Raw genomic sequence first — 19495 nt, 5'->3', positions numbered from 1 at the left:
CGATGCGCCCCGAGCTCGCGCTGGTACCGGGCGAGCCCGCCGGGATCGGCCCGGAACTGTGTGTCCGCCTCGTCCAGCAGCCGCGTGAAGATTGCCGGCTGCTGGCCTTCGCCGACCCGGATACCCTGCGCGCGGCTGCGGCCGCGCTGAAGCTGCCCCTGCAACTGCTGCCCGAGGACGCCGAAGCCCGCGTCCCCGGCGACCTGCGCCTGCGCGCGATCCGCAATGCTGTGCCCAGCCGCTTCGGCCAGGCCGATCCGGCCAATGCCGGCGCGGTCATCGGCGCCCTGCTCGGTGCCGGCCAGGCCTGCCTGTCCGGCGAACTGCATGGTGTGGTGACCGGCCCCGTGCACAAGGCGGTCATCAACGAAGGCGGCATCGCCTACAGCGGCACCACTGAACTGCTGGCCGACCAGGCCGGAGTGAAGGTGGTGATGATGCTGGCCAACCACATCGTGCGGGTGGCCCTGGCCACCACCCACCTGCCGCTGCGCGAGGTGGCCGATGCGATCACCGCGCCCGGCCTGGAGCACACGCTGCGCACCGTGCATGCCGCGCTGCGCCGCGAGTTCGGGCTGCCTGCACCGCGCATCGCCGTGCTCGGCCTGAACCCGCACGCCGGCGAAGATGGCCACCTGGGCCGCGAGGAACTGGACCTGGTCATCCCGCTGCTGCAGCGCCTGCGCGCGGAGGGCATGGACCTGATCGGGCCGCTGCCTGCCGACACCGCCTTCCTTCCGGCCAAGCTGGCCGGCTTCGACACCGTGCTGGCGATGTACCACGACCAGGGCCTGCCGGTGCTGAAGTACTCGGGCTTCGAACAGGCGGTCAACCTGACCCTGGGCCTGCCCTACCCACGCGTGGCCGTGGACCATGGCACCGCGCTGGACCTGGCCGGCCGCGGCATCGCCGATCCCTCCAGCCTGCAGGCAGCAACGTCGTTGTGTGCGCAGCTTGCGCGGCAACGTACACTGGGCGCATGAATTCCCCGCATTCTCCCTCCGGCCCGGTGTTTACCGCCCCGGCCAAGAAGCAGCTTGGCCAGCATTTCCTGGCCGACCGCCACTACATCGACAAGATCGTGATGGCGGTCAACCCGAAAGCTGGCGACCGCCTGGTCGAGATCGGCCCCGGCCAGGGCGCGATCACCCTGCCGCTGCTGCGCGTGCACCCGAAGCTGACAGTGATCGAGTTCGACCGCGACCTGATCGCACCGCTGACCGCCGCCGCGGCGCCGCTGGGCGAGCTGGCCATCGTTCATCGCGACGTGCTGCGGGTGGACTTCACGGAACTGGCCGACGGCCAGCCGATCCGCCTGGTCGGCAACCTGCCCTACAACATCTCCTCGCCGATCCTGTTCCATGCGCTGGAGCATGCCGCGGTCATCCGCGACATGCACTTCATGCTGCAGAAGGAAGTGGTCGACCGCATGGCGGCCGGCCCCGGCAGCAAGGTGTACGGCCGCCTCAGCGTGATGCTGCAGGCCTACTGCCAGGTGACCTCGCTGTTCGTGGTGCCGCCGGGCGCGTTCCGGCCGCCGCCGAAGGTCGATTCGGCCGTGGTGCGGCTGGTGCCGCGTGACCCGGCCACGATCAGCATCAACGACCACAAGCGCTTCGCCGAGGTGGTCAAGGCCGCCTTCGGGCAGCGCCGCAAGACCCTGCGCAATGCCCTGAACAACGTGGTGTCCGCCGAGCAGTTCATCGCCGCCGGCGTGCGTCCCGATGCCCGCGCCGAACAGCTGGACGTGGCCGAATTCATCGCTTTGGCCAATGCCTCCTGATTACACTGCCGGTATGGAAGACGCTGACGTTTATGCCATCTCCGTCGAAGTCGCGCCGCGCTTCCTCGACGATCAATCCGCGCCGGAAGACGGTCGCTTTGCGTTCGCCTACACGATCCGCATCCACAACCAGGGGCGGGTCGCGGCACGCCTGGTCGCACGCCACTGGCGCATCACCGATGCCAATGGCCGTGTCGAGCATGTCGATGGCGACGGGGTGATCGGCGAGCAGCCGCGGCTCCGCCCCGGTGAAGACTTCCGTTACACGTCCGGTGTCATGCTGGGGACCGATCACGGGACCATGCAGGGGCACTACGACATGGTCGCCGACGATGGCACCGAATTTGCCGCGCAGGTCGCACCGTTCGTGCTGGCCATCCCGCGTACCCTGCACTGACACGGAGGCCGAACGATGAGTGTGTGGGCGATCGGCGACCTGCAGGGCTGCTATGACGTCACCCAGCGACTGCTGGAGAAGATCCGCTTCGACCCGGCGCAGGACACCCTGTGGTTCTGTGGCGACCTGGTCAACCGTGGCGGCCAGTCGCTGGAAACGCTGCGGCTGGTGCATTCGCTGCGCGAGCACAGCGTGGTGGTGCTGGGCAACCATGATCTTTCGCTGCTGGCCGTCGGTGCACGCACCGAAGAGGAACAGCGCAAGGTCAACCCGGACCTGCTGCGCATCGTGCAGGCCGAGGACCGCGACGAACTGCTGGACTGGCTGCGCTTGCAGAAGCTGGTGCACGTCGATCGCGAGCTTGGCTGGATGATGGTGCACGCCGGCCTGGCGCCGAAGTGGACGACGCAGATGGCCGAGAAGCATGCCGCCGAGGTCGAGGTGCAGCTGCATGGTGCCGGCTACCGCAAGCTGTTCCGCAACATGTACGGCGACAAGCCGAGCTGGGCCCCGAACCTGTCCGGCTACGACCGCTCGCGCGCGATCATCAACGTGCTCACCCGCATGCGCTACTGCACCCCGCGGGGACGCATCGGCATCGAGGACAAGGGCACGCCGGGCACGCAGGAACAGGGGCTGTATCCCTGGTTCGAAGTGCCGGGCCGGGTCGAGCGCGACCTCAAGGTCGTCTGTGGCCACTGGTCGGCGCTGGGCCTGACCATCACCCAGGGCGTGCACGCCATCGACACCGGTGCGGTGTGGGGCGGCAAGCTGACCGCCATCCAGCTCGATACCGATGAGCTGCGCGTGGTGCAGGTGCCGGGCCGCGATGTCCCCGCGCCGGTGCCCAACGCCCGCCCGCCAGCGCGACCGGCGCACGAGCGCCCCACCGCTGCGGCGCAGGGCAAGGAACAGGGTGGTGGCAACGCCGCCGCTGCGAACCCGGGCAACCGTGGCCCGCGCCGTCGTCGCCGTCGTGGCGGCGGTGGCGGTGGGAGCGGCACGGGTGGCGGCACCAACAACAGCCCCCCGCCGCAGGCATGACGCGGCGCGGCTGGGCACCATGGACGGTGCTGCTGCTGGCGCTGGCCCTGGCCAGCGGCTGCCAGCCCGGCTCGCCGCCTGCTCCCACGGCTGCGGATGGTGCTGCACCTGGGCCGACGCAGCCGCAGGCGCCTTCGCCGCCACTGGTGGCCGCAGCGCGCGCGCAGATCGGCGTCACCACCCGTTACGATCCCGCCTACCAGGTGCTGGCCTATCCCGGCGGCGACGTCCCGCTCGATCGCGGCGTGTGCACCGACGTGGTGGTGCGCGCCCTGCGCAGCCAGGGCCTGGACCTGCAGGCACGCGTGCATGAGGACATGCGCGGAAACTTCAGTGCCTATCCGGCGATCTGGGGCCTGTCACGGCCGGACCGCAACATCGATCATCGTCGCGTGCCGAACCTGATGCGCTGGTTCGAACGGCAGGGCTGGCAGCAACCGATCACCGCGCTCGCCACCGACTATGCGGCCGGCGACATCGTTGCCTGGAAGCTCAACGGCAATGGCCTGCTGCACGTGGGCATCGTCTCCGACCGGCGGCTGGCCAATGGCACGCCGCTGGTACTGCACAACATCGCGCGTGGCACCCGCGAAGAGAACCTGCTGTTCCAGCACGCGATCATCGGGCACTACCGGATGCCGTAGGCAATCCTGTCGCGCCGAGCCCTGCTCGGCTCCGGGATGTGCCCGCGGAAAGCAGCCGACGATGGCCCGGCGCTACAGTTGCATTGCGATCAGCGGCGCACGTAGTGCACGAAGCGGAATGCGTAGGCGTGGCGTTCATCGGCCGCATGCGGCTCGTTGCTCACTTCCTGCCAGTCCTGCACATCCACGTCGGGGAAATGCGTGTCGGCAGGCACTTCGGCATCCACCCAGGTCAAGTACAGGTCGCTGGCCTGGCCGAGCAGCTGGCGGAAGATCTCGCCGCCGCCGATGATGCACAGCTCGCTGGCGCCCTCGCCTTCGGCAATCGCCTTCGCCTCGTCCAGCGACGCCACCGCGCGCATGCCCTCGAACGGTACCTGGCCGCTGCGGGTCAGCACCAGGTTGGTCCGCCCCGGCAGCACGCGGCCGATCGACTCGGCGGTCTTGCGCCCCATCAGGATCGGCTTGCCCAGGGTGAGCGCCTTGAAGTATTTGAAGTCATCCGGCAGGTGCCAGGGCATGGCATTGCCCTGGCCGATGCCACGGTTGCGATCCAACGCCACGATCATCGACAGTTTCATCGGTCCGACCACCTCAGCTGGCATCGATCTGCAGGCGTTCGCAGGCCGCGTTCGCGGCACTGGCGGCCTGCAATGCTGCAGCCAGCGCCGGGCTGGAGGTGGACTGCTCATCCAGGCCGCTGATGATCTTCTGCTTCTGCGCCTCCTCGATCTCCTTCAGGCCCGGTCCCGACAGGATCTCCGCCGACAACGCCGCGTTGTCGGTGCCGGCACGACGTGCCAGGAACGCCTTCAGCTGGTCGCTGGTGTAGACGGTGGCCAGGCGCTGTTCAAGCTCACGCTGATAAGCCGGATCCTCGACGCCCGCCTTCAGGTGCTCGGTCATCGCCGTGTACATGCCGGTTACCGCCTCACGCATCTGCGCCCGGCACCCTTCCGGCACATCCTGGGGCAGCATCGTGCTGCCGTTGAATGCCCGGGCGAACGCCTGCACTTCCTCGCGCATGTGCTTGTGCACGATCTGCTCATTGACCTGCCGGGCCAGCGGCAGCGCGTCGGCCGGTGTGGCCTGCACCATGGCCAGCGGCAGCAGGCCGCACAGCGCCAGCAGGCCCCTGGAAATCAGGCGGGTACTCATACCGCCACCGGCGCCTTGATCGCCGGATGCGGGTCATAACCATCGATGCGGATATCGTCGAACTGGAACCCGAACAGGTCGGTCACCTCCGGATTCAACCACAGCTTCGGCAGCGCGCGCGGCTCACGCGACAGCTGCTCGCGCGCCTGCTCGAAGTGGTTCGAGTACAGGTGCGCGTCACCCAGGGTATGCACGAAGTCGCCCACGCCCAGGCCGGTGGCCTGCGCCACCATGTGGGTCAGCAGCGCGTAGCTGGCGATGTTGAACGGCACACCGAGGAAGATGTCACCGCTGCGCTGGTACAGCTGGCAGCTGAGCTTGCCGTCAACCACGTAGAACTGGAACAGGTTGTGGCACGGCATCAGCGCCATCTGCGAAAGCTCGCCCACGTTCCAGGCGCTGACCACCAGCCGGCGCGAATCGGGGTTGCGCTTGATCTCGTCCACCAGCCACTGCATCTGGTCGATCTCGCGGCCATCGGCGGTGGCCCAGCTGCGCCACTGCTTGCCGTATACAGGGCCGAGGTCGCCGTTCTCGTCGGCCCACTCATCCCAGATCCGCACCTGGTTGTCCTTCAGGTAGCCGATGTTGGTGTCGCCCTTCAGGAACCACAGCAGCTCGTGGATGATCGAGCGCAGGTGCAGCTTCTTGGTGGTGACCAGCGGGAAGCCTTTGTTGAGGTCGAAGCGCATCTGCCAGCCGAACACGCTGCGGGTACCGGTACCGGTGCGGTCGCTCTTCTCGGCGCCGTGTTCAAGCACATGCGAGAGCAGATCCAGGTAGGCCTTCATGCCTTGCCCTCGACAGCCACCGGCAACTGCGGCTGCAGCACCGGTGCGCGGCGCGACATCACCAGCAGCACCAGGCCAAAGGCAATCAGCGGCAGGCTGAGGATCTGGCCACGGGTCAGCCAGTCGAAGGCCACGTAAACGCCGTTGTCGGGCATGCGCACGAACTCGACGGCGAAGCGGAACAGGCCGTACATCAGCGCAAACAGGCCACCGACCAGATAGCGATGACGCGGCTTGGCCGACACCGTCCACAGCACCACGAACATCACCAGGCCTTCCAGGAACGCTTCATACAGCTGCGAGGGATGGCGGGCGAACTGATTCAGCGCGCCGGCCGCAAACTGCGCCTGCAGGGTCGCGTGGTCCAGCTGGTTCAGCGGGGCCGGCAGGCCGGACGGGAACACTACGCCCCAGGTACCGTCGGTGTACTTGCCCCACAGCTCGGCACCGATGAAGTTGCCGATACGGCCGAAGCCCAGGCCCAGCGGCACCAGCGGCGCCATGAAATCCATGGTGTCGAAGAAGTGCAGCGTGTGCTTGCGCGACCACCACCAGCAGGCACCGAGTACGCCGAGCAGGCCACCGTGGAAGCTCATGCCGCCATCCCACACCTTGAACAGCAGCAGCGGGTTGTGCAGGAAATCGCCCAGCGCGTAGAACAGCATGTAGCCGATGCGCCCGCCCAGCACCACGCCCAGCATCGCGTAGAACAGCAGGTCGGAGAACCCGTTGGCATCGACGCCCGGCAGGCGACCCTGGGCGATGCGCCTGCGGCCCAGCAGCCAGGCCGCAGTGAAGCCGAGCAGGTACATGATGCCGTACCAATGCACCTTGATCGGCCCCAGCGAAAGGGCGATGGGGTCGATGTCGTGGAAATAGATCATGGAAGGTGCCTTGCGGTTGAACGCCTATTCTCGGGCCAGTGCCGCCCCGGCTCAACCAAGGAGCTGGGGCGTGTTGGGCAGGCCATCATCGTCTGACCGCATCGAGGCCGGAAAGTGCCCCTCGATCAGGGTGGAGACCTCGTCGATCGCATCCTGAAGCGCCTCGACCACATTGGCACCGCGCAGGCCCTCGCGCAGGTGGGTACAGACCCGCTGCCACTGCGCCGGGCTGACCCGGCCCTGCAGGCCACGGTCGGCGACGATCTCGATCGCGTGATCGGCCAGCAGCAGGTAGATCAGTACACCGTTGTTGTGCGTGGTATCCCAGGTGCGCAGGCGCGCAAAGGCATGCTCGGCGGCCTGGCGCGGGGTCACCTTGTGCCACAGCGCACCCAGCGGCAGGTCTGCTTCCACCGCGAACATCACCTGCCCGCCATGGCGCTGCTCACCGGCCGCGATGGCCTCGGTGATCGCCTGCAGCGTGGCGGGTGGGAAGGCGCGCCGTACCGACGGCGAAAACACGTGACGCCACAGACGTTGGATCATCACCAGCCTCCCGAAGCACCGCCGCCGCCCGAACGACCACCGCCGCCGCCCCAGCCGCCACCACCGCCGAATCCACCGCCGCCGCCGAAACCGCCCCCGCCCCAGCTGCCACCGCCCCAGCCGCCGCCACCGGCGAAACGGCCGGGATGGCCAGAGAGCATCGCCACGATCAGGCCGACCACACCGGCCAGGCCACTGGCCAGCAGGGTGGAGGTGAACAGGAATGCTGCCAGCGCTGCACCGGCGCCGCCGAGCAGGCCACGCAGCGGTCGCGGCACGCGCGAGAACACGCCGCGCAGGATGCTGCCGGCGAACACACCGATGAACAGCGCCAGGAACCAGGTATCGCCGCCACCGCCAGGTTCCCGCCCGCGATGGCCGCTGACCGGTGCCGGCAGCGTTTCGCCGTCGATCAGCTTGACCAGCACCGCCGTGGCGTCGGTGATGCCGCCGGCGTAGTCGCCGCTGCGGAAGCGCGGCACCAGGTATTCCTGGATGACCCGGTTGGCGATGGCATCGGGAATGGCGCCTTCCAGGCCGTAGCCCGGCTCGATGCGCACGCGCCGGTCGTCCTTGGCCACCACCAGCAGCACGCCGTCATCCACGCCCTTGCGGCCGATCTGCCACTGGTCGAAGACCCGCGTGGTGTACTGCGCGATGTCTTCCGGCTGGGTGGTCGGCACCACCAGCACCTGCAGCTGGCTGCCCTTGCGCTGCTGCAGCGCCAGCGCCTGCTGCACCAGCGCCTGCTTCTGCGTGGCATCGAGCGTGCCGGTGGTATCGACCACCGGCGAATCCAGCGCCGGAATCGGCGCCAGCTGCTGCGCCTGCGACGCCAGCGGCAGCCACAGCAGCAGGGCCAGCAGCGCAGTGGCCAGGCGCATCGGTCAGTGGCCCGGCTGCGGTGCCGGCTGCTGCTGCGGCGCGTTGCCGAAATCGACCGCCGGCGCGTTGGAGATCTGCGCTTCGTTGTCCACGGTGAAGTTCGGCTTGGTCTTGTAGCCGAAGAGCTTGGCGGTGATCACCTGCGGGAACGAGCGGATGTAGGTGTTGTAGTCCTGCACCTGCTGGATGTAGCGGCCACGCGCAACCGTAATGCGGTTTTCAGTGCCCTCCAGCTGCGCCTGCAGGTCGCGGAAGTTCTGGTCCGACTTCAGCACCGGGTAGTTCTCGGTGACCACCAGCAGTCGCGACAGCGCACTGCCGAGTTCACCCTGCGCCTGCTGGAACTGCTTGAGCGAGGCTTCGTCATCGGCGTTGACATTGATCTGGCCAACCCGCGAGCGGGCGTTGGTGACTTCAGTCAGCACGCGCTCTTCCTGGCTGGCGAAGCCCTTCACGGTCTGCACCAGATTGGGCACCAGGTCGGCGCGGCGCTTGTACTGGTTGAGCACTTCGGACCAGCTGGCCTTGACCGCTTCATCCTTCTGCTGGATGGCGTTGTAACCGCAGCCGGACAGCAGGGAGGCCAACAGCATCAGGGGCAGAACGCGGGTGAACAGGCGCATGGCGGAGGTTCCGGGTGGGCTTGGCACCGAGCATGCCATGGTTCGGGTGAAAGACCGGCCATCGGGCGCCGCCCCCTCCGCGGTGGCCATGCTCATGGATCGCCTGAGTAGTCCGGGCGGGTGGGCATGGCGGGGGACGCCGTGAATCCGTCCCTGGAGGCTTAGCCGCGCCTTGCTCGTGTGCGCTGTCCTGCGCACACGGCAAGACCGGGGTTGGGCGTCCTGCCCAACCCGCCCGAGGCATGCCTCGGGCCCATGGCGCTCACGCCCCCAGCCAACGCACCCGCCCGGCCTCATACGGTTTCCTGCGCACCGCGGGAAGATCAAAAGAAAAATCAAAAGCAACAGCCGGTTCTTCAGGCATTCGTGTCGACCAAGGTCGACACCTACCAGAGCGGAACGCCGTTGCGACAGATCGCGGGAAATTGTCGAAGGCGGGGTGGGTCCGGTGGCGGGGGTGTCCGCGGCATGGATGCCGCGGCCAAGCCCCCATGGACGGGTTTACGGCGTCCCCCGCCACCGGCCCCCCCCCCGCCAACCCACGGAATGCACGCTGTTGCTGTTGCAGTGGCCTCGGCGGGTGCAGGGCTGCAAGCCCTGCCGGCACCCCACATCACTCAGCAGGCCTCGGCCACCACAGCGCGCGTCCGCCCCAGCCACGCCAGCAGCAGGCCCGACGCCGCCAGCAGGCCACCGGCCACCGGAATCGCGGCGTAGCCCAGCCCCGAGCTGATCACCGCGCCCCCCAGCGCCGCACCCACGGCATTGCCCAGGTTGAACGCACCCACGTTGATCGACGATGCCAGGCCCGGCGCCTCGCTGGCTGCCTGCATCACCCGGATCTGCAGCGGCGGTACGAGGGCGAAGGTCGCCGCGCCGAACAGCAGCACACCGAGGGCGGCGGTGGCGTGGCTCATGAAGGCCAGCGGCAGCACGAACATCAGCAGTGCCAGGACGGCCAGCAGGATGCGGGTGGCGCCATCCAGCGACCAGTCGGCCATGCGCCCGCCGATGCCGTTGCCGACGGTGAAGCCGATACCGATCAGCGCCAGCGACAGCGCGATGAAGCCGTTGGAGGCGCCGGTCAGTTCGGTCAGCACCGGCGCAACGTAGGTGTAAAGAGTGAACATGGCACCGGCACCGAGCACGGTGGTGGCCATCGCCAGCAGCACCGGCGGCTGCAGGATCGCCTTCAGTTCGCGGCGCACGTCCGGGCGCGGCCCCGGTGCGGACGCCGGCAGCGCGAAGCCCAGCGCGGTGATCGCGACCAGGCCCAGCATCGCCGTACCGGCGAAGGACAGGCGCCAGCCCAGCTGCTGGCCGACCCAGGTCGCCAGCGGCACGCCGCCGATGTTGGCGATGGTCAGGCCCATGAACATGGTGGCCACGGCGGCGGCCTGCTTTTCCTTCGGTACCAGGCTGGCGGCGACCACCGCACCGATGCCGAAGAAGGCACCGTGGTTGAGGCTGGTGACCAGGCGCGACAGCAGCAGCAGCCCGTAGTTCGGGGCCACTGCAGACAACAGGTTGCCGACCACAAAGATCGACATCAGCAGCATCAGCGCGGTGCGCTTGCCGAAACGGCCCATCAGCAGGGTCATCACCGGCGCGCCCAGCATCACGCCGACGGCGTAGGCCGTGATCAGCATGCCGGCGGTCGGAATGCCGACTCCCACGCCGTCGGCGATGACCGGCAGCAGGCCCATCGGGGCAAACTCGGTGGTTCCGATGGCGAAAGCGCCGACGGCAAGCGCCAGCAAGGCGGCTCTGGAATTCATGGGGGTTTCCTGGGGGCGGGGAAGCGGGAGTGCGTAGCCTGCGCGCTTTGCTGTGGCGGATTAAGCCTCGCCCCGGGAAAACACTGTTGATCCAGATTCACAAGTGGATGCCTGAACCCCACGGAAAGTGCAAAAACCGCAACGCCGTTGTAGCGCCTCGCCCCACAACGCAGAACCCCCGGCCAGGCCGGGGGTTCTGGGTGACACACGTGCCAGTGGCGCGCTTACCAGTCGCCGGCGCCCGGCACGTGGTGCTCGCGCGCGCGGCGGCGCATCAGCAGGTTCAGCCACTCCACCAGCACCGAGAAGCCCATCGCGGCATAGATGTAGGGCTTGGGCACGTGCACGTCCAGGCCGTCCAGGATCAGCACCGCACCGATCAGCAGGATGAAGGCCAGGGCCAGCATCTTCACGGTCGGGTTGGCGTCGATGAAGCGGCCCAGCGGGTTGGCGGCCAGCAGCATCACCATCACCGACAGCAGGATGGCGGCAACCATTACCGGGATGTGATCGGCGATGCCGACGGCGGTGATCACCGAGTCCAGCGAGAACACGATGTCGATGATGGCGATCTGCAGGATGACCATGCCGAATACACCCGAGGCCTTGCTGGTGGCTGGGTTCTCGTCTTCGCCACCGGTGATCAGTTCCTTGATCTCCATGTAGCCCTTGATGATCAGGAACAGGCCACCGACGATCAGCACCAGGTCGCGGATGGAGATGCCCATGCCGGCCACGGTGAACAGGTTGGCGGACATGTGCGCCAGATAGGCCAGCGACACCAGCAGGGCGATACGGGTGATGCAGGCCACGGCGATGCCGAGCTTGCGCGCGAACGGGCGACGCTCTTCCGGCAGCTTGCTGACCGCGATGGAAATGAACACCAGGTTGTCGATGCCGAGCACGATTTCCAGTGCGCTCAGGGTGAACAGGGTCACCCAGGCATTGGGGTCGGCGAGGAACTCAAAGGACATGGAAACTCTTCAGGGCAGTGGGGGAATGGGGATCAGCCGTAATTGCCGGCCATTGCATGCGGGACCACGACCAGCGCCCAGCACAGAAGCACGTTCATCATCAGCACGAAGACCGCCGCCGAGCCCATGTCCTTGGCGCGGCCGGCCAGCTCATGGATCTCGCTGCCGTAACGTTCGATCACCGCTTCGATGGCCGAGTTGGCCAGTTCCATCGCCAGCACCAGCAGCATCGAGCCGATCAGCAGCGCGCGCTCGACCGGGGTCTGGCCCAGCCAGATCGCGACCGGGGTCAGCAGGATCAGCAGGTAGACCTCCAGCCGGAACGAGGACTCATGCAGCCAGGCCGCACGCAGGCCCTGCCAGGACCAGCGGGCGGCCTGGAAGATGCGGCGCGGGCCGCGGGGCAGATGGCCGAACTGATCAGCCACGGGTGGAACATCCAGCAACAGGGGCGCGGCGCAGCGACCGCTCAGACGCACGGCAGGGAATCATGGGTGCACAGGGATAGGCAGATGGCCGCCATTTTGCCACAAGGCCGTCAGCGCATCCCGGCACCGGCCCGGTGAATGGACTGCCAGGGGCAAGCCCGGGCCCGCCCCAGCTTCTATGATGGCTCTCTCCCTTCCCTGCTGGAGCGTCTGATGTCCCGTCGCCGTACCTGCCTGCTGATGCTGGGCCTGCTGACCGCCGCCCCCCTGGCCCAGGCGCTGAGCCCGGCCAAGCCGCCGCGCGTCCCCGAACAGGTCTCCAACGTGGCCTGGGCCGCCGACATGGCCCGCTTCGCCAGCGCCGACCTGTCCAACCCGCCGCCGCACGGTGGCATCGAATTCATCGGCAGCTCCTCCATCCGCATGTGGGAGAGCCTGGCAACCGACTTCCCCGGCCAGCCGGTGTTCAACCGCGGCTTCGGCGGCTCGGAAGTGCGCGACAGCACCTGGTATGCCGACCGCATCGTGGTGCCCTACGCGCCGTGCAAGGTGTTCTTCTACGCTGGCGACAACGACCTCAACAGCGGCCGCAGCGCCGTGCAGGTGCGCGACGACGTGGTCGCCTTCGTGCAGCGCGTGCATCGCGACCTGCCGAAGACGAAGGTGGAGTACCTGTCGATCAAGCCAAGCCCGTCGCGCGCGCACCTGCTGCCGGCGATCAACGAAGCCAACACGCTGATCAAGGCCGCGCTGGCCAGGCTGCCCAATACCGGCTTCACCGACATCTACACGCCGATGCTCGGCGCCGATGGACAGCCGGACGCGACGCTGTTCCGCGAGGACATGCTGCACATGACCCCGGCCGGGTATGCGATCTGGACCAGGGCGCTGGCGCCGAAGGTCAACTGCAACTGAGCAACCCCATCCACGCATGGCGTGGATCTACTGCGGATGGCGGGGAACTGTCGAAGACGGGGATGTTGATGTTGCCTCGGCGGATGCCGGGCGCAGCCCGGCAAAAGCCCTCTATCGGAAGATCACCGTTGCTTCGGTGCCCTGGCCAGGCTCACTGGCCAGGCTGACCTTCCAGCCGAAGCGGTCGCACAGCCGGCGCACGATCGACAGGCCCAGGCCGGTGCCCTGCGGGCGGCTTGGCTCGGCGCGGTAGAAGGGTTCAAACGCGCGCGACAACGCCTCGGCGGACATGCCGATGCCGGTATCGCGCACCACCACCCGGTCAGTGAGCACGTGCACGTCGATACGCCCTTCGTCGGTGTAGCTGCACGCGTTGCGCACCAGGTTGCTGACCACCACCTGCAGCACCCGCGGCGGTGCATGCAGCTGCACCGGGGCTTCGCTGTGCAGGTGCACCGATACCGGCCGGTTGCCCAGCAGCTCGTTGGCATTGTCCACCTCATAGCGGACGATGTCGTTGACATCGAACAGCTCGATCTGCGGTTCGACGTCGGCTTCGCGGGCCAGGATCAGGAACGCGTCGATCACTGCTTCCATGTCACGGCCGGCGCGCTGGATGCGCTGCAGGCTGCGGCGCAGGCGCGGCTGCAGGGCTTCATCGCCCAGGGCCATGTCGCTGGCCACTCGGATGACGGTCAACGGCGTGCGCAGCTCGTGGCTGGCATCACGGGTGAAATTTCGTTCGCGCGCCACATGCGCGCTGACCCGGTTGGCCAGCGAATGCAGCGCCGCCGCCAGCTGCCGGGTCTCGCCCTGCATGTCCGCAGGCAGCTTGTTCGGCTCCAGGTCGGCCGCCTCCGGGTGGCCCGGGTCCCAGCGCGAGACGCGCCGCGCCAGCCAGTTCACCGGTGACACCAGCCGCTTGGAGGCACGGTAGGTGACCCAGCTGGCGCCATACACCGCCAACAAGGTCAGCAGCACCGGCACGATGCCGAACCAGAAGGCCAGCATTTCCGCGCGCGACCGCAGGAATACCAGGTACAGGCGGCCCGCCGGGCGTACATCGACCAGCACCAGCTGGTCGTCCTTGGGCAGCTCGTGGAAACCGGGCTCCAGGTTGCGCAGGTTGCCAGGCAAGGACAGTGCCGACTGCCCGCTTTCCAGCAGATAGCCACGGATGTTCTGGGTGTTGGGTGGCGGCTGCACCGGCGAGGCCTCGTACAGCGTCCAGTAGTACGCCGCTTCCTCGCGCAGGGCCGCGCCGACCAGGCTGTGCTTGATCACCAGCGAGACCAGCCAGGCACCGAGCAGGATGCCCAGGCTGGCCAGAACTGCCTGCAGGATGAAGGCGATACGGATCTTGCGCGGCAGGCCGTGCGGCATTGCGGGGTCCCGGTCAGAGCGCTGCGATTATAGGCAGCGCACCGCGCCGTAGTCGTGCACGGGTGATGACCGGCGGCAGCGCCGGCCGGTCATCCCCGGCTCCGTGCATGGTCATTGCCCGGCCGGGCCTGCAACTGCACCGGCGTGGGCCCTGATCAGGCCATCGGCTGGGCGATATCGGCAATGCGGTAGCCGGCGCTCTGCACGGTGTGCAGCAGCGGACGGTCGAACGGCTTGTCGATGATCTTGCGCAGGTTGTACAGATGGCTGCGCAGGGTGTCCGAATCCGGCAGGCCATTGCCCCAGATCTCGCGTTCGATCTCCTGGCGGGTGACCACGCGCGGCGATTCGCGCATCAGGATGGTCAGCAGGCGCAGGCCGATCGGCGACAGCTGCAGCTCGGTGCCGGCACGGGTGGCGCGCATGCTGACCGGGTCGAGCACCAGGTCGGCGACCTTGAGCACTTCCGAACCGACCTGGCGGCGTTCGCGGCGGATCAGCGCGCGAAGGCGGGCTTCCAGCTCCTGGATCGCGAACGGCTTGGTCAGGTAGTCATCGGCGCCGAACCCCAGGCCGGTGAGCTTGTCGTCCAGAGTGTCGCGTGCCGTGAGCATCAGCACCGGTGTGGACTTGCGCGCATCGTTGCGCAGGCGACGGCATACTTCGATGCCATCCAGGCGCGGCAACATCAAGTCGAGCACCACGACGTCATAGCTGTTCTCCGCCGCGAGGCGGTAGCCATCCAGGCCGTCCTGTGCATAGTCGACTTCGAAGCCGCGACCTTCCAGGTATTCCCCGATCATCTCGGAGATGTTGCGGTTGTCTTCGACCACCAGCACCAAGCCGGAGGTCTCCTTCGTCTGACGCATGTGATTCCCTCTAACTTCAGCTTTGTGAAACATGCCGGATCGACGGTGGACGCGATGTGAAGTTCCGTCAAGAGGGTTGTAAATCGTTCAGAGCAGGGGCCGCAGCAGCGGCCATACGTTGTCCAGCACCTTCGGCTGCGCCTGTGCCGTGGGGTGCAGGCCATCGGCCTGCATCATGCCCGGCTGCAGGGCCACGCCTTCCAGCAGGAACGGCAGCAGCGGCACCTTGTACTGCGTAGCCAATGCCTTGTAGGCCGCTGCCAGGCGCTGGCGGTAGGCCGGCCCATAGTTGGGCGGTACGTCGATGCCCAGCAGCAATACCTTGGCACCGGCCTTCTGGCTGGCCTGCACCATCTTTTCCAGATTGCCCTGCACCTGCGCCGGGGTCAGCCCGCGCAGTGCGTCGTTGCCGCCCAGGGCGATCACCACCACGGTCGGCTTTTCCTTCGCCAGCAGGCCCGGCAGGCGGGTCAGCGCGCCGGCGGTGGTTTCCCCGCTCATGCTGGCATTGACGATGCGCGCCGGGGTTTTCGACTGCTGCCTGACCCGCTGCTGCAGCAGGCTGACCCAGCCGGCGTCGGCAGGGATATTGTGGGCAGCACTGAGGCTGTCGCCGAGCACCAGCACGGTGCCGGCCGGACCTTTGGCACAGGCCAGCCCGGGCAGCAGCAGGAACCCTAGCAGCAGCACCATCATCGCGCCGGCTCGCCGGCTCCATCCCGTCTTGCGCATTGGAGTCTCCTCATCGACAGCCTGTCCCCCCGCAGCGCGTCCGCCGCCATCGCCGTCGACCAGGTCGGCAAATCCGTACAGGGCCCGGAGGGTGAAGTCCACATACTGGACAACATCACCCTGACCGTCCATGAAGGAACCAGCGCGGCCATCGTCGGCGCCTCCGGTTCCGGCAAGACCACCCTGCTCGGCCTGCTGGCCGGCCTGGACCTGCCCAGCCGCGGCCGCATCGCGCTGTCCGGCCAGGATCTGGGCCAACTCGATGAAGAGGCACGTGCCCAGCTGCGCGCACGCGAAGTCGGCTTCGTGTTCCAGAGCTTCCACCTGCTGCCGGCACTGACCGCCGCCGAGAACGTCGCACTGCCGCTGGAACTGGCCGGGCGCGAGGACCGCACGCGGGTGGACGAAGTGCTGGCGCAGGTCGGCCTGGCCCATCGCGCCCGCCACTACCCGCGCCAGCTGTCCGGCGGCGAGCAGCAGCGCGTAGCGCTGGCACGCGCCTTCGTCACCCGCCCACGCATCCTGTTTGCCGACGAACCGACCGGCTCGCTGGACCACGCCACCGGCCAGCACATCAGCGACCTGCTGTTCGAACTCAATGCAGGCAGCGGCACCACCCTGGTGCTGGTCACCCACGACCTGCGCCTGGCCCAGCGCTGCCAGTACGTCCACCGCATCGACGACGGCCGCCTGCTGCCGGTCGAGCGTGGGGCGCAGGCATGAACCTGCTGCGCCATGCGTGGCGCGCGCTGCGCCGCGAGGCCCTGGCCGGCGACCTGCTGACCGTGTTTGCCGCGCTGGTGCTGGGCGTGGCGGTGATGACCGCCGTGGGCACGCTGGTGAACCGGGTCAACCTGGCGTTGTCCGGCAGCGCGGCGGAAATGCTCGGCGGCGACCTCGGCATCGCCGGCCGCGACGACCCACCGCAGGCATTCGCTGAAGAAGCACAGCGGCGTGGACTGGCCTACACCCGCATCGCCAGCTTCGGCAGCGTGCTGTTCAACGGCGAGGCCAGCCAGATGGCCAGCATCAAGGCCGTGCAGGCGGGCTATCCGCTGCGCGGCACGCTGCGGGTAAGGGCCACGCCCGGCGGTGTGCTGATCACCGATGCCGGCATGCCGCCCAAGGGCCAGGCCTATGCCGACCCGCGCCTGCTGCAGGGGCTGGGGCTGAAGGCCGGCGATGACCTCGAGTTCGGCGCCGGCACGCTGCGCATCGCCGGCATCATTGAATCCGAGCCGGACACCGGTGGCGACCTGCTCACGCTCTCGCCGACCCTGCTGGTCAATCGCGCCGATGTGGAGGGCACCGGACTGCTCGGCCCAGGCAGCCGCATCAACTACCGGCTGATGTTCGCCGGCGCAGCGGAGCCGATCGCGGCGCTGCGGCAATGGCTGCTGCCACAGGTGAAGGGCCTGCGCCTGCTGAGCGTGGACGATACCCAGCGTGGCGTGCGCCAGGCCTTCGATCTGGCCGGGCGCTTCCTCGGCCTGAGCGCGCTGCTGGCGGTACTGCTGGCGGGCGTGGCCACCGCACTGGCCGCCAACCGCTTCGCGCTGCGCCGCATCGACCAGGTGGCGATCCTGCGCTGCCTGGGCGCTCGCCAGCGCGACATCCTGCTGGGCCTGGCGCTGCAGTTGCTGATGCTGGCGGTGCCGGCCTGTGCGCTCGGCATCGGCCTGGGCATGGCCGCGCAGGAAGGCCTGGTACAGGTGCTGGGCAGCCTGGTGCCGCAACGCCTGCCGTTGCCCGAAGCGATGCCTGCGCTGACCGGCGCCGGCATCGGCCTGTTGCTGCTGTTCGGCTTCGGCCTGCCACCGCTGCTGCGGCTACGCGGGGTGCCGCCGATGCGCGTGCTCAACCGTTCCTTTGCCGCCCTGCCGCCGGCCTCGTTGCTGGCCTATGTGGCGGCGTTGGCCGCCAGCCTGCTGCTGGCGGTGCAGGTCACCGGCGACCTTAAACTGGCGCTGTGGGTGCTCGGCGGCCTGGCCGTGCTGGCGGTGGCGGCCGGTGGCATCGGCTTCGTGCTGCTGCAGCTGCTGCGCGGCCTGCAACACCGCCTGCATGGCAACTGGCGGCTGGGCCTGGCCGCGCTGACCCGGCGCCGGATGCTGGCGGTGATGCAGCTGGTCGGGCTGTCACTGTCGTTGTGCGCACTGTTGCTGCTGGCGGTGACCGGCCCCGGCCTGCTGCAGCAGTGGCGCGAGCGCCTGCCCGCGGATACCCCCAACTACTTCCTGATCAACATCCAGCCCGAACAGCGCAACAGCGTGCTGGCCGCGCTGCGCGGGCTGGGCGCCAATGACGCCAGCATCGAACCGATGGCCACCGGCCGCCTGATCGCGATCAACGGCAAGCCGCCGCTGCGCGTGGACCGCGCGTCCGTGCAGGACGGGCAGCCGGCTCAGGGCGAAGGCCAGCGCGACGACGATGACGGGAACCGTCCGTTGAACTTCAGCTGGCGCAGCACCTTCCCGCCCGCCAATACCCTGGTGAACGGCACCTTCTGGAAGGCCGACAGCACCGCGGCGGAGGCGTCGGTGGAAATCGGCTGGGCCAAGCGCTACGGCGTGTATCCGGGCGACCGCATCAGCATTGCGGTGGGCGAGCAGGAACGCCAATTCACTGTCACCAGCGTGCGCAAGGCGGACTGGAACACCTTCCGTCCGAACTTCTTCGTGCTGCTCAATCCGAACGCGGTGGGCGATACCCCGCACAACCTCCTGTCGGCATTCCATCTGCCGCCCGGCAAGGCGGCGGGACTGGGCGAACTGGTACGCGCGCAGCCGAACCTGTCGCTGCTGGACGTGGACGCGGTGATCTCGCAGGTGCGCGATGTGATGGAACGGGTGGCACAGGCGGTGCAGCTGGTGATGGTGTTCAGCCTGCTGGCCGGACTGCTGGTACTGCTGGCCGCGTTGCAGGCCACTGCCGGCGAGCGCCGCTACGACAGCGCGGTGCTGCGCACCCTGGGCGCGACCCGGCGCCAGCTGCGTGGCGCGGTGCTGGTGGAGTTCGGCGCGCTGGGCACGCTGGCGGCGCTGCTGGCGGTGGGCGCGGCGGCCGCCATCGGTGTGGCGGTCTCGCAGAGGGTGTTCGAGCTGCCGCTGCTGCCGCCATGGCCGGGCCTGCTGATCGGCGGCGTGGTCGGCATCGGGTTGAGCCTGCTGGCCGGCTGGTGGGGTACCCGGGCGATCCTGCATACGCCGCCGGCACTGGCGCTGCGCGAAGCCTGAGGCGGTCGTGACACGCCTGGGGTGGGGCCGGCTGTATGCTGCGCGCCCCACCTCGCTGAGATCACCCGGATGCCCGGCACCTCGTTCGCCGCTTACCTGTACCCGGTGTTGCTGCTGCTCGGCAGCAACATCTTCATGACCTTCGCCTGGTACGGGCACCTGAAGTTCAAGAGTGCCCCGCTGATGACGGTGATCCTGGCCAGCTGGGGCATCGCGTTCTTCGAGTACTGCCTGCAGGTGCCCGGCAATCGGCTTGGCAGCGCGGTGTATTCGGCGCCGCAGCTGAAGGGCATGCAGGAAGTGATCACGCTGCTGGTGTTCGCGGTGTTCTCCGCGTTCTACCTGGGCCAACCGCTGAAGTGGAACCACTACGCGGCGTTCGGATTGATCGTGGTGGCGGCGTTCCTGATGTTCAAGGAATAGCA

Annotated in this window: 22 protein-coding genes; 9 read left to right on the top strand and 13 right to left on the bottom strand. The window is 68.1% G+C overall.

The genetic code is table 11. The annotated features are described in order from the left end of the window. Positions 1 to 2: 2 nt before the first annotated feature. From pdxA to B9Y82_RS01805, 5 genes are read left to right on the top strand one after another with little or no spacing between them, the layout of a single operon-like run. On the top strand, positions 3 to 983 hold the full coding sequence (gene pdxA, locus B9Y82_RS01825; protein WP_100471337.1) for a 4-hydroxythreonine-4-phosphate dehydrogenase PdxA: 981 nt from the start codon (positions 3 to 5) through the stop codon (positions 981 to 983). Then, positions 980 to 1783 carry a 16S rRNA (adenine(1518)-N(6)/adenine(1519)-N(6))-dimethyltransferase RsmA gene (gene rsmA, locus B9Y82_RS01820; protein ID WP_100471336.1) on the top strand — a complete coding sequence of 268 codons (804 nt, stop codon included), beginning with the start codon at positions 980 to 982 and terminating at the stop codon, positions 1781 to 1783. Before pdxA ends, rsmA begins: the two co-directional genes overlap by 4 nt. Positions 1784 to 1796: 13 nt before the next feature. Beyond that, complete coding sequence (gene apaG, locus B9Y82_RS01815; protein WP_100471335.1) at positions 1797 to 2180, top strand: Co2+/Mg2+ efflux protein ApaG; 384 nt, start codon at positions 1797 to 1799, stop codon at positions 2178 to 2180. A gap of 15 nt (positions 2181 to 2195) precedes the next feature. Continuing rightward, positions 2196 to 3224, top strand: coding sequence for a symmetrical bis(5'-nucleosyl)-tetraphosphatase (locus B9Y82_RS01810; protein WP_100471334.1), 1029 nt, complete (start codon positions 2196 to 2198; stop codon positions 3222 to 3224). Continuing rightward, positions 3221 to 3868, top strand: a complete 648-nt coding sequence (locus tag B9Y82_RS01805) for a DUF1287 domain-containing protein (protein ID WP_100471333.1) — start codon at positions 3221 to 3223, stop codon at positions 3866 to 3868. Before B9Y82_RS01810 ends, B9Y82_RS01805 begins: the two co-directional genes overlap by 4 nt. Before the next feature lie 89 nt (positions 3869 to 3957). Here B9Y82_RS01805 and B9Y82_RS01800 read toward each other — a convergent pair whose 3' ends face one another. The 10 genes from B9Y82_RS01800 to B9Y82_RS01755 form a co-directional block, all read right to left on the bottom strand. Beyond that, a complete protein-coding gene (locus B9Y82_RS01800; protein ID WP_100471332.1) occupies positions 3958 to 4449 on the bottom strand; it encodes a dihydrofolate reductase in 492 nt (163 codons plus the stop codon). Positions 4450 to 4462: 13 nt separating this feature from the next. Next, complete coding sequence (locus tag B9Y82_RS01795) at positions 4463 to 5026, bottom strand: hypothetical protein (protein ID WP_238381529.1); 564 nt, start codon at positions 5024 to 5026, stop codon at positions 4463 to 4465. After that, positions 5023 to 5817: a thymidylate synthase gene (locus B9Y82_RS01790; RefSeq protein WP_100471331.1), complete on the bottom strand. Its 795-nt coding sequence runs from the start codon at positions 5815 to 5817 to the stop codon at positions 5023 to 5025. The genes B9Y82_RS01795 and B9Y82_RS01790 overlap by 4 nt, the downstream gene beginning before the upstream one ends. Continuing rightward, positions 5814 to 6701 carry a prolipoprotein diacylglyceryl transferase gene (gene lgt, locus B9Y82_RS01785; protein WP_100471330.1) on the bottom strand — a complete coding sequence of 296 codons (888 nt, stop codon included), beginning with the start codon at positions 6699 to 6701 and terminating at the stop codon, positions 5814 to 5816. Before lgt ends, B9Y82_RS01790 begins: the two co-directional genes overlap by 4 nt. Positions 6702 to 6752: 51 nt before the next feature. Then, on the bottom strand, positions 6753 to 7247 hold the full coding sequence (locus B9Y82_RS01780) for a TPM domain-containing protein (protein ID WP_100471329.1): 495 nt from the start codon (positions 7245 to 7247) through the stop codon (positions 6753 to 6755). Continuing rightward, positions 7247 to 8131: a TPM domain-containing protein gene (locus tag B9Y82_RS01775; RefSeq protein ID WP_100471328.1), complete on the bottom strand. Its 885-nt coding sequence runs from the start codon at positions 8129 to 8131 to the stop codon at positions 7247 to 7249. Before B9Y82_RS01775 ends, B9Y82_RS01780 begins: the two co-directional genes overlap by 1 nt. A gap of 3 nt (positions 8132 to 8134) precedes the next feature. Further along, the gene (locus B9Y82_RS01770) at positions 8135 to 8755 is read right to left on the bottom strand and encodes a LemA family protein (RefSeq protein WP_100471327.1); all 621 of its coding nucleotides are present in this window, start codon (positions 8753 to 8755) and stop codon (positions 8135 to 8137) included. Positions 8756 to 9372: 617 nt separating this feature from the next. Next, positions 9373 to 10533 carry an MFS transporter gene (locus B9Y82_RS01765; protein WP_100471326.1) on the bottom strand — a complete coding sequence of 387 codons (1161 nt, stop codon included), beginning with the start codon at positions 10531 to 10533 and terminating at the stop codon, positions 9373 to 9375. Positions 10534 to 10757: 224 nt separating this feature from the next. After that, entirely contained in the window at positions 10758 to 11507 is a 750-nt protein-coding gene (locus B9Y82_RS01760; RefSeq protein ID WP_049422852.1) for a TerC family protein, read from the bottom strand. A 32-nt stretch (positions 11508 to 11539) separates the two neighbouring features. Continuing rightward, positions 11540 to 11935: a diacylglycerol kinase gene (locus B9Y82_RS01755; RefSeq protein WP_049435654.1), complete on the bottom strand. Its 396-nt coding sequence runs from the start codon at positions 11933 to 11935 to the stop codon at positions 11540 to 11542. A 213-nt stretch (positions 11936 to 12148) separates the two neighbouring features. Here B9Y82_RS01755 and B9Y82_RS01750 point away from each other — a divergent pair, with 213 nt between their 5' ends. Next, positions 12149 to 12850 (top strand): SGNH/GDSL hydrolase family protein, encoded by a 702-nt coding sequence (locus B9Y82_RS01750; protein ID WP_100471325.1) that lies wholly within the window; start codon positions 12149 to 12151, stop codon positions 12848 to 12850. Positions 12851 to 12961: 111 nt separating this feature from the next. Here B9Y82_RS01750 and B9Y82_RS01745 read toward each other — a convergent pair whose 3' ends face one another. The 3 genes from B9Y82_RS01745 to B9Y82_RS01735 form a co-directional block, all read right to left on the bottom strand. After that, positions 12962 to 14233, bottom strand: coding sequence for a sensor histidine kinase (locus B9Y82_RS01745; RefSeq protein ID WP_100471324.1), 1272 nt, complete (start codon positions 14231 to 14233; stop codon positions 12962 to 12964). Between the two features lie 155 nt (positions 14234 to 14388). Further along, positions 14389 to 15102 (bottom strand): response regulator transcription factor, encoded by a 714-nt coding sequence (locus B9Y82_RS01740; protein ID WP_002811889.1) that lies wholly within the window; start codon positions 15100 to 15102, stop codon positions 14389 to 14391. Positions 15103 to 15189: 87 nt separating this feature from the next. Then, positions 15190 to 15834 carry an arylesterase gene (locus tag B9Y82_RS01735; protein WP_049444410.1) on the bottom strand — a complete coding sequence of 215 codons (645 nt, stop codon included), beginning with the start codon at positions 15832 to 15834 and terminating at the stop codon, positions 15190 to 15192. A 48-nt stretch (positions 15835 to 15882) separates the two neighbouring features. On the opposite strand from B9Y82_RS01735, the gene B9Y82_RS01730 reads away from it, so the two are divergent. The 3 genes from B9Y82_RS01730 to B9Y82_RS01720 all read left to right on the top strand — a co-directional run bounded on the left by B9Y82_RS01730 (position 15883) and on the right by B9Y82_RS01720 (position 19493). Then, complete coding sequence (locus tag B9Y82_RS01730; protein WP_100471323.1) at positions 15883 to 16557, top strand: ABC transporter ATP-binding protein; 675 nt, start codon at positions 15883 to 15885, stop codon at positions 16555 to 16557. Next, on the top strand, positions 16554 to 19070 hold the full coding sequence (locus tag B9Y82_RS01725; protein ID WP_100471322.1) for an ABC transporter permease: 2517 nt from the start codon (positions 16554 to 16556) through the stop codon (positions 19068 to 19070). The genes B9Y82_RS01730 and B9Y82_RS01725 overlap by 4 nt, the downstream gene beginning before the upstream one ends. Positions 19071 to 19139: 69 nt before the next feature. After that, the gene (locus B9Y82_RS01720; RefSeq protein ID WP_100471321.1) at positions 19140 to 19493 is read left to right on the top strand and encodes a DMT family protein; all 354 of its coding nucleotides are present in this window, start codon (positions 19140 to 19142) and stop codon (positions 19491 to 19493) included. Positions 19494 to 19495 lie beyond the last annotated feature (2 nt).

The organism is Stenotrophomonas maltophilia, from assembly GCF_002799155.1.
GTDB classification, from domain to species: domain Bacteria; phylum Pseudomonadota; class Gammaproteobacteria; order Xanthomonadales; family Xanthomonadaceae; genus Stenotrophomonas; species Stenotrophomonas maltophilia_R.
Note: the sequence above shows the minus strand (reverse complement) of the source record. Positions and strands in the feature narration are given on the sequence as shown.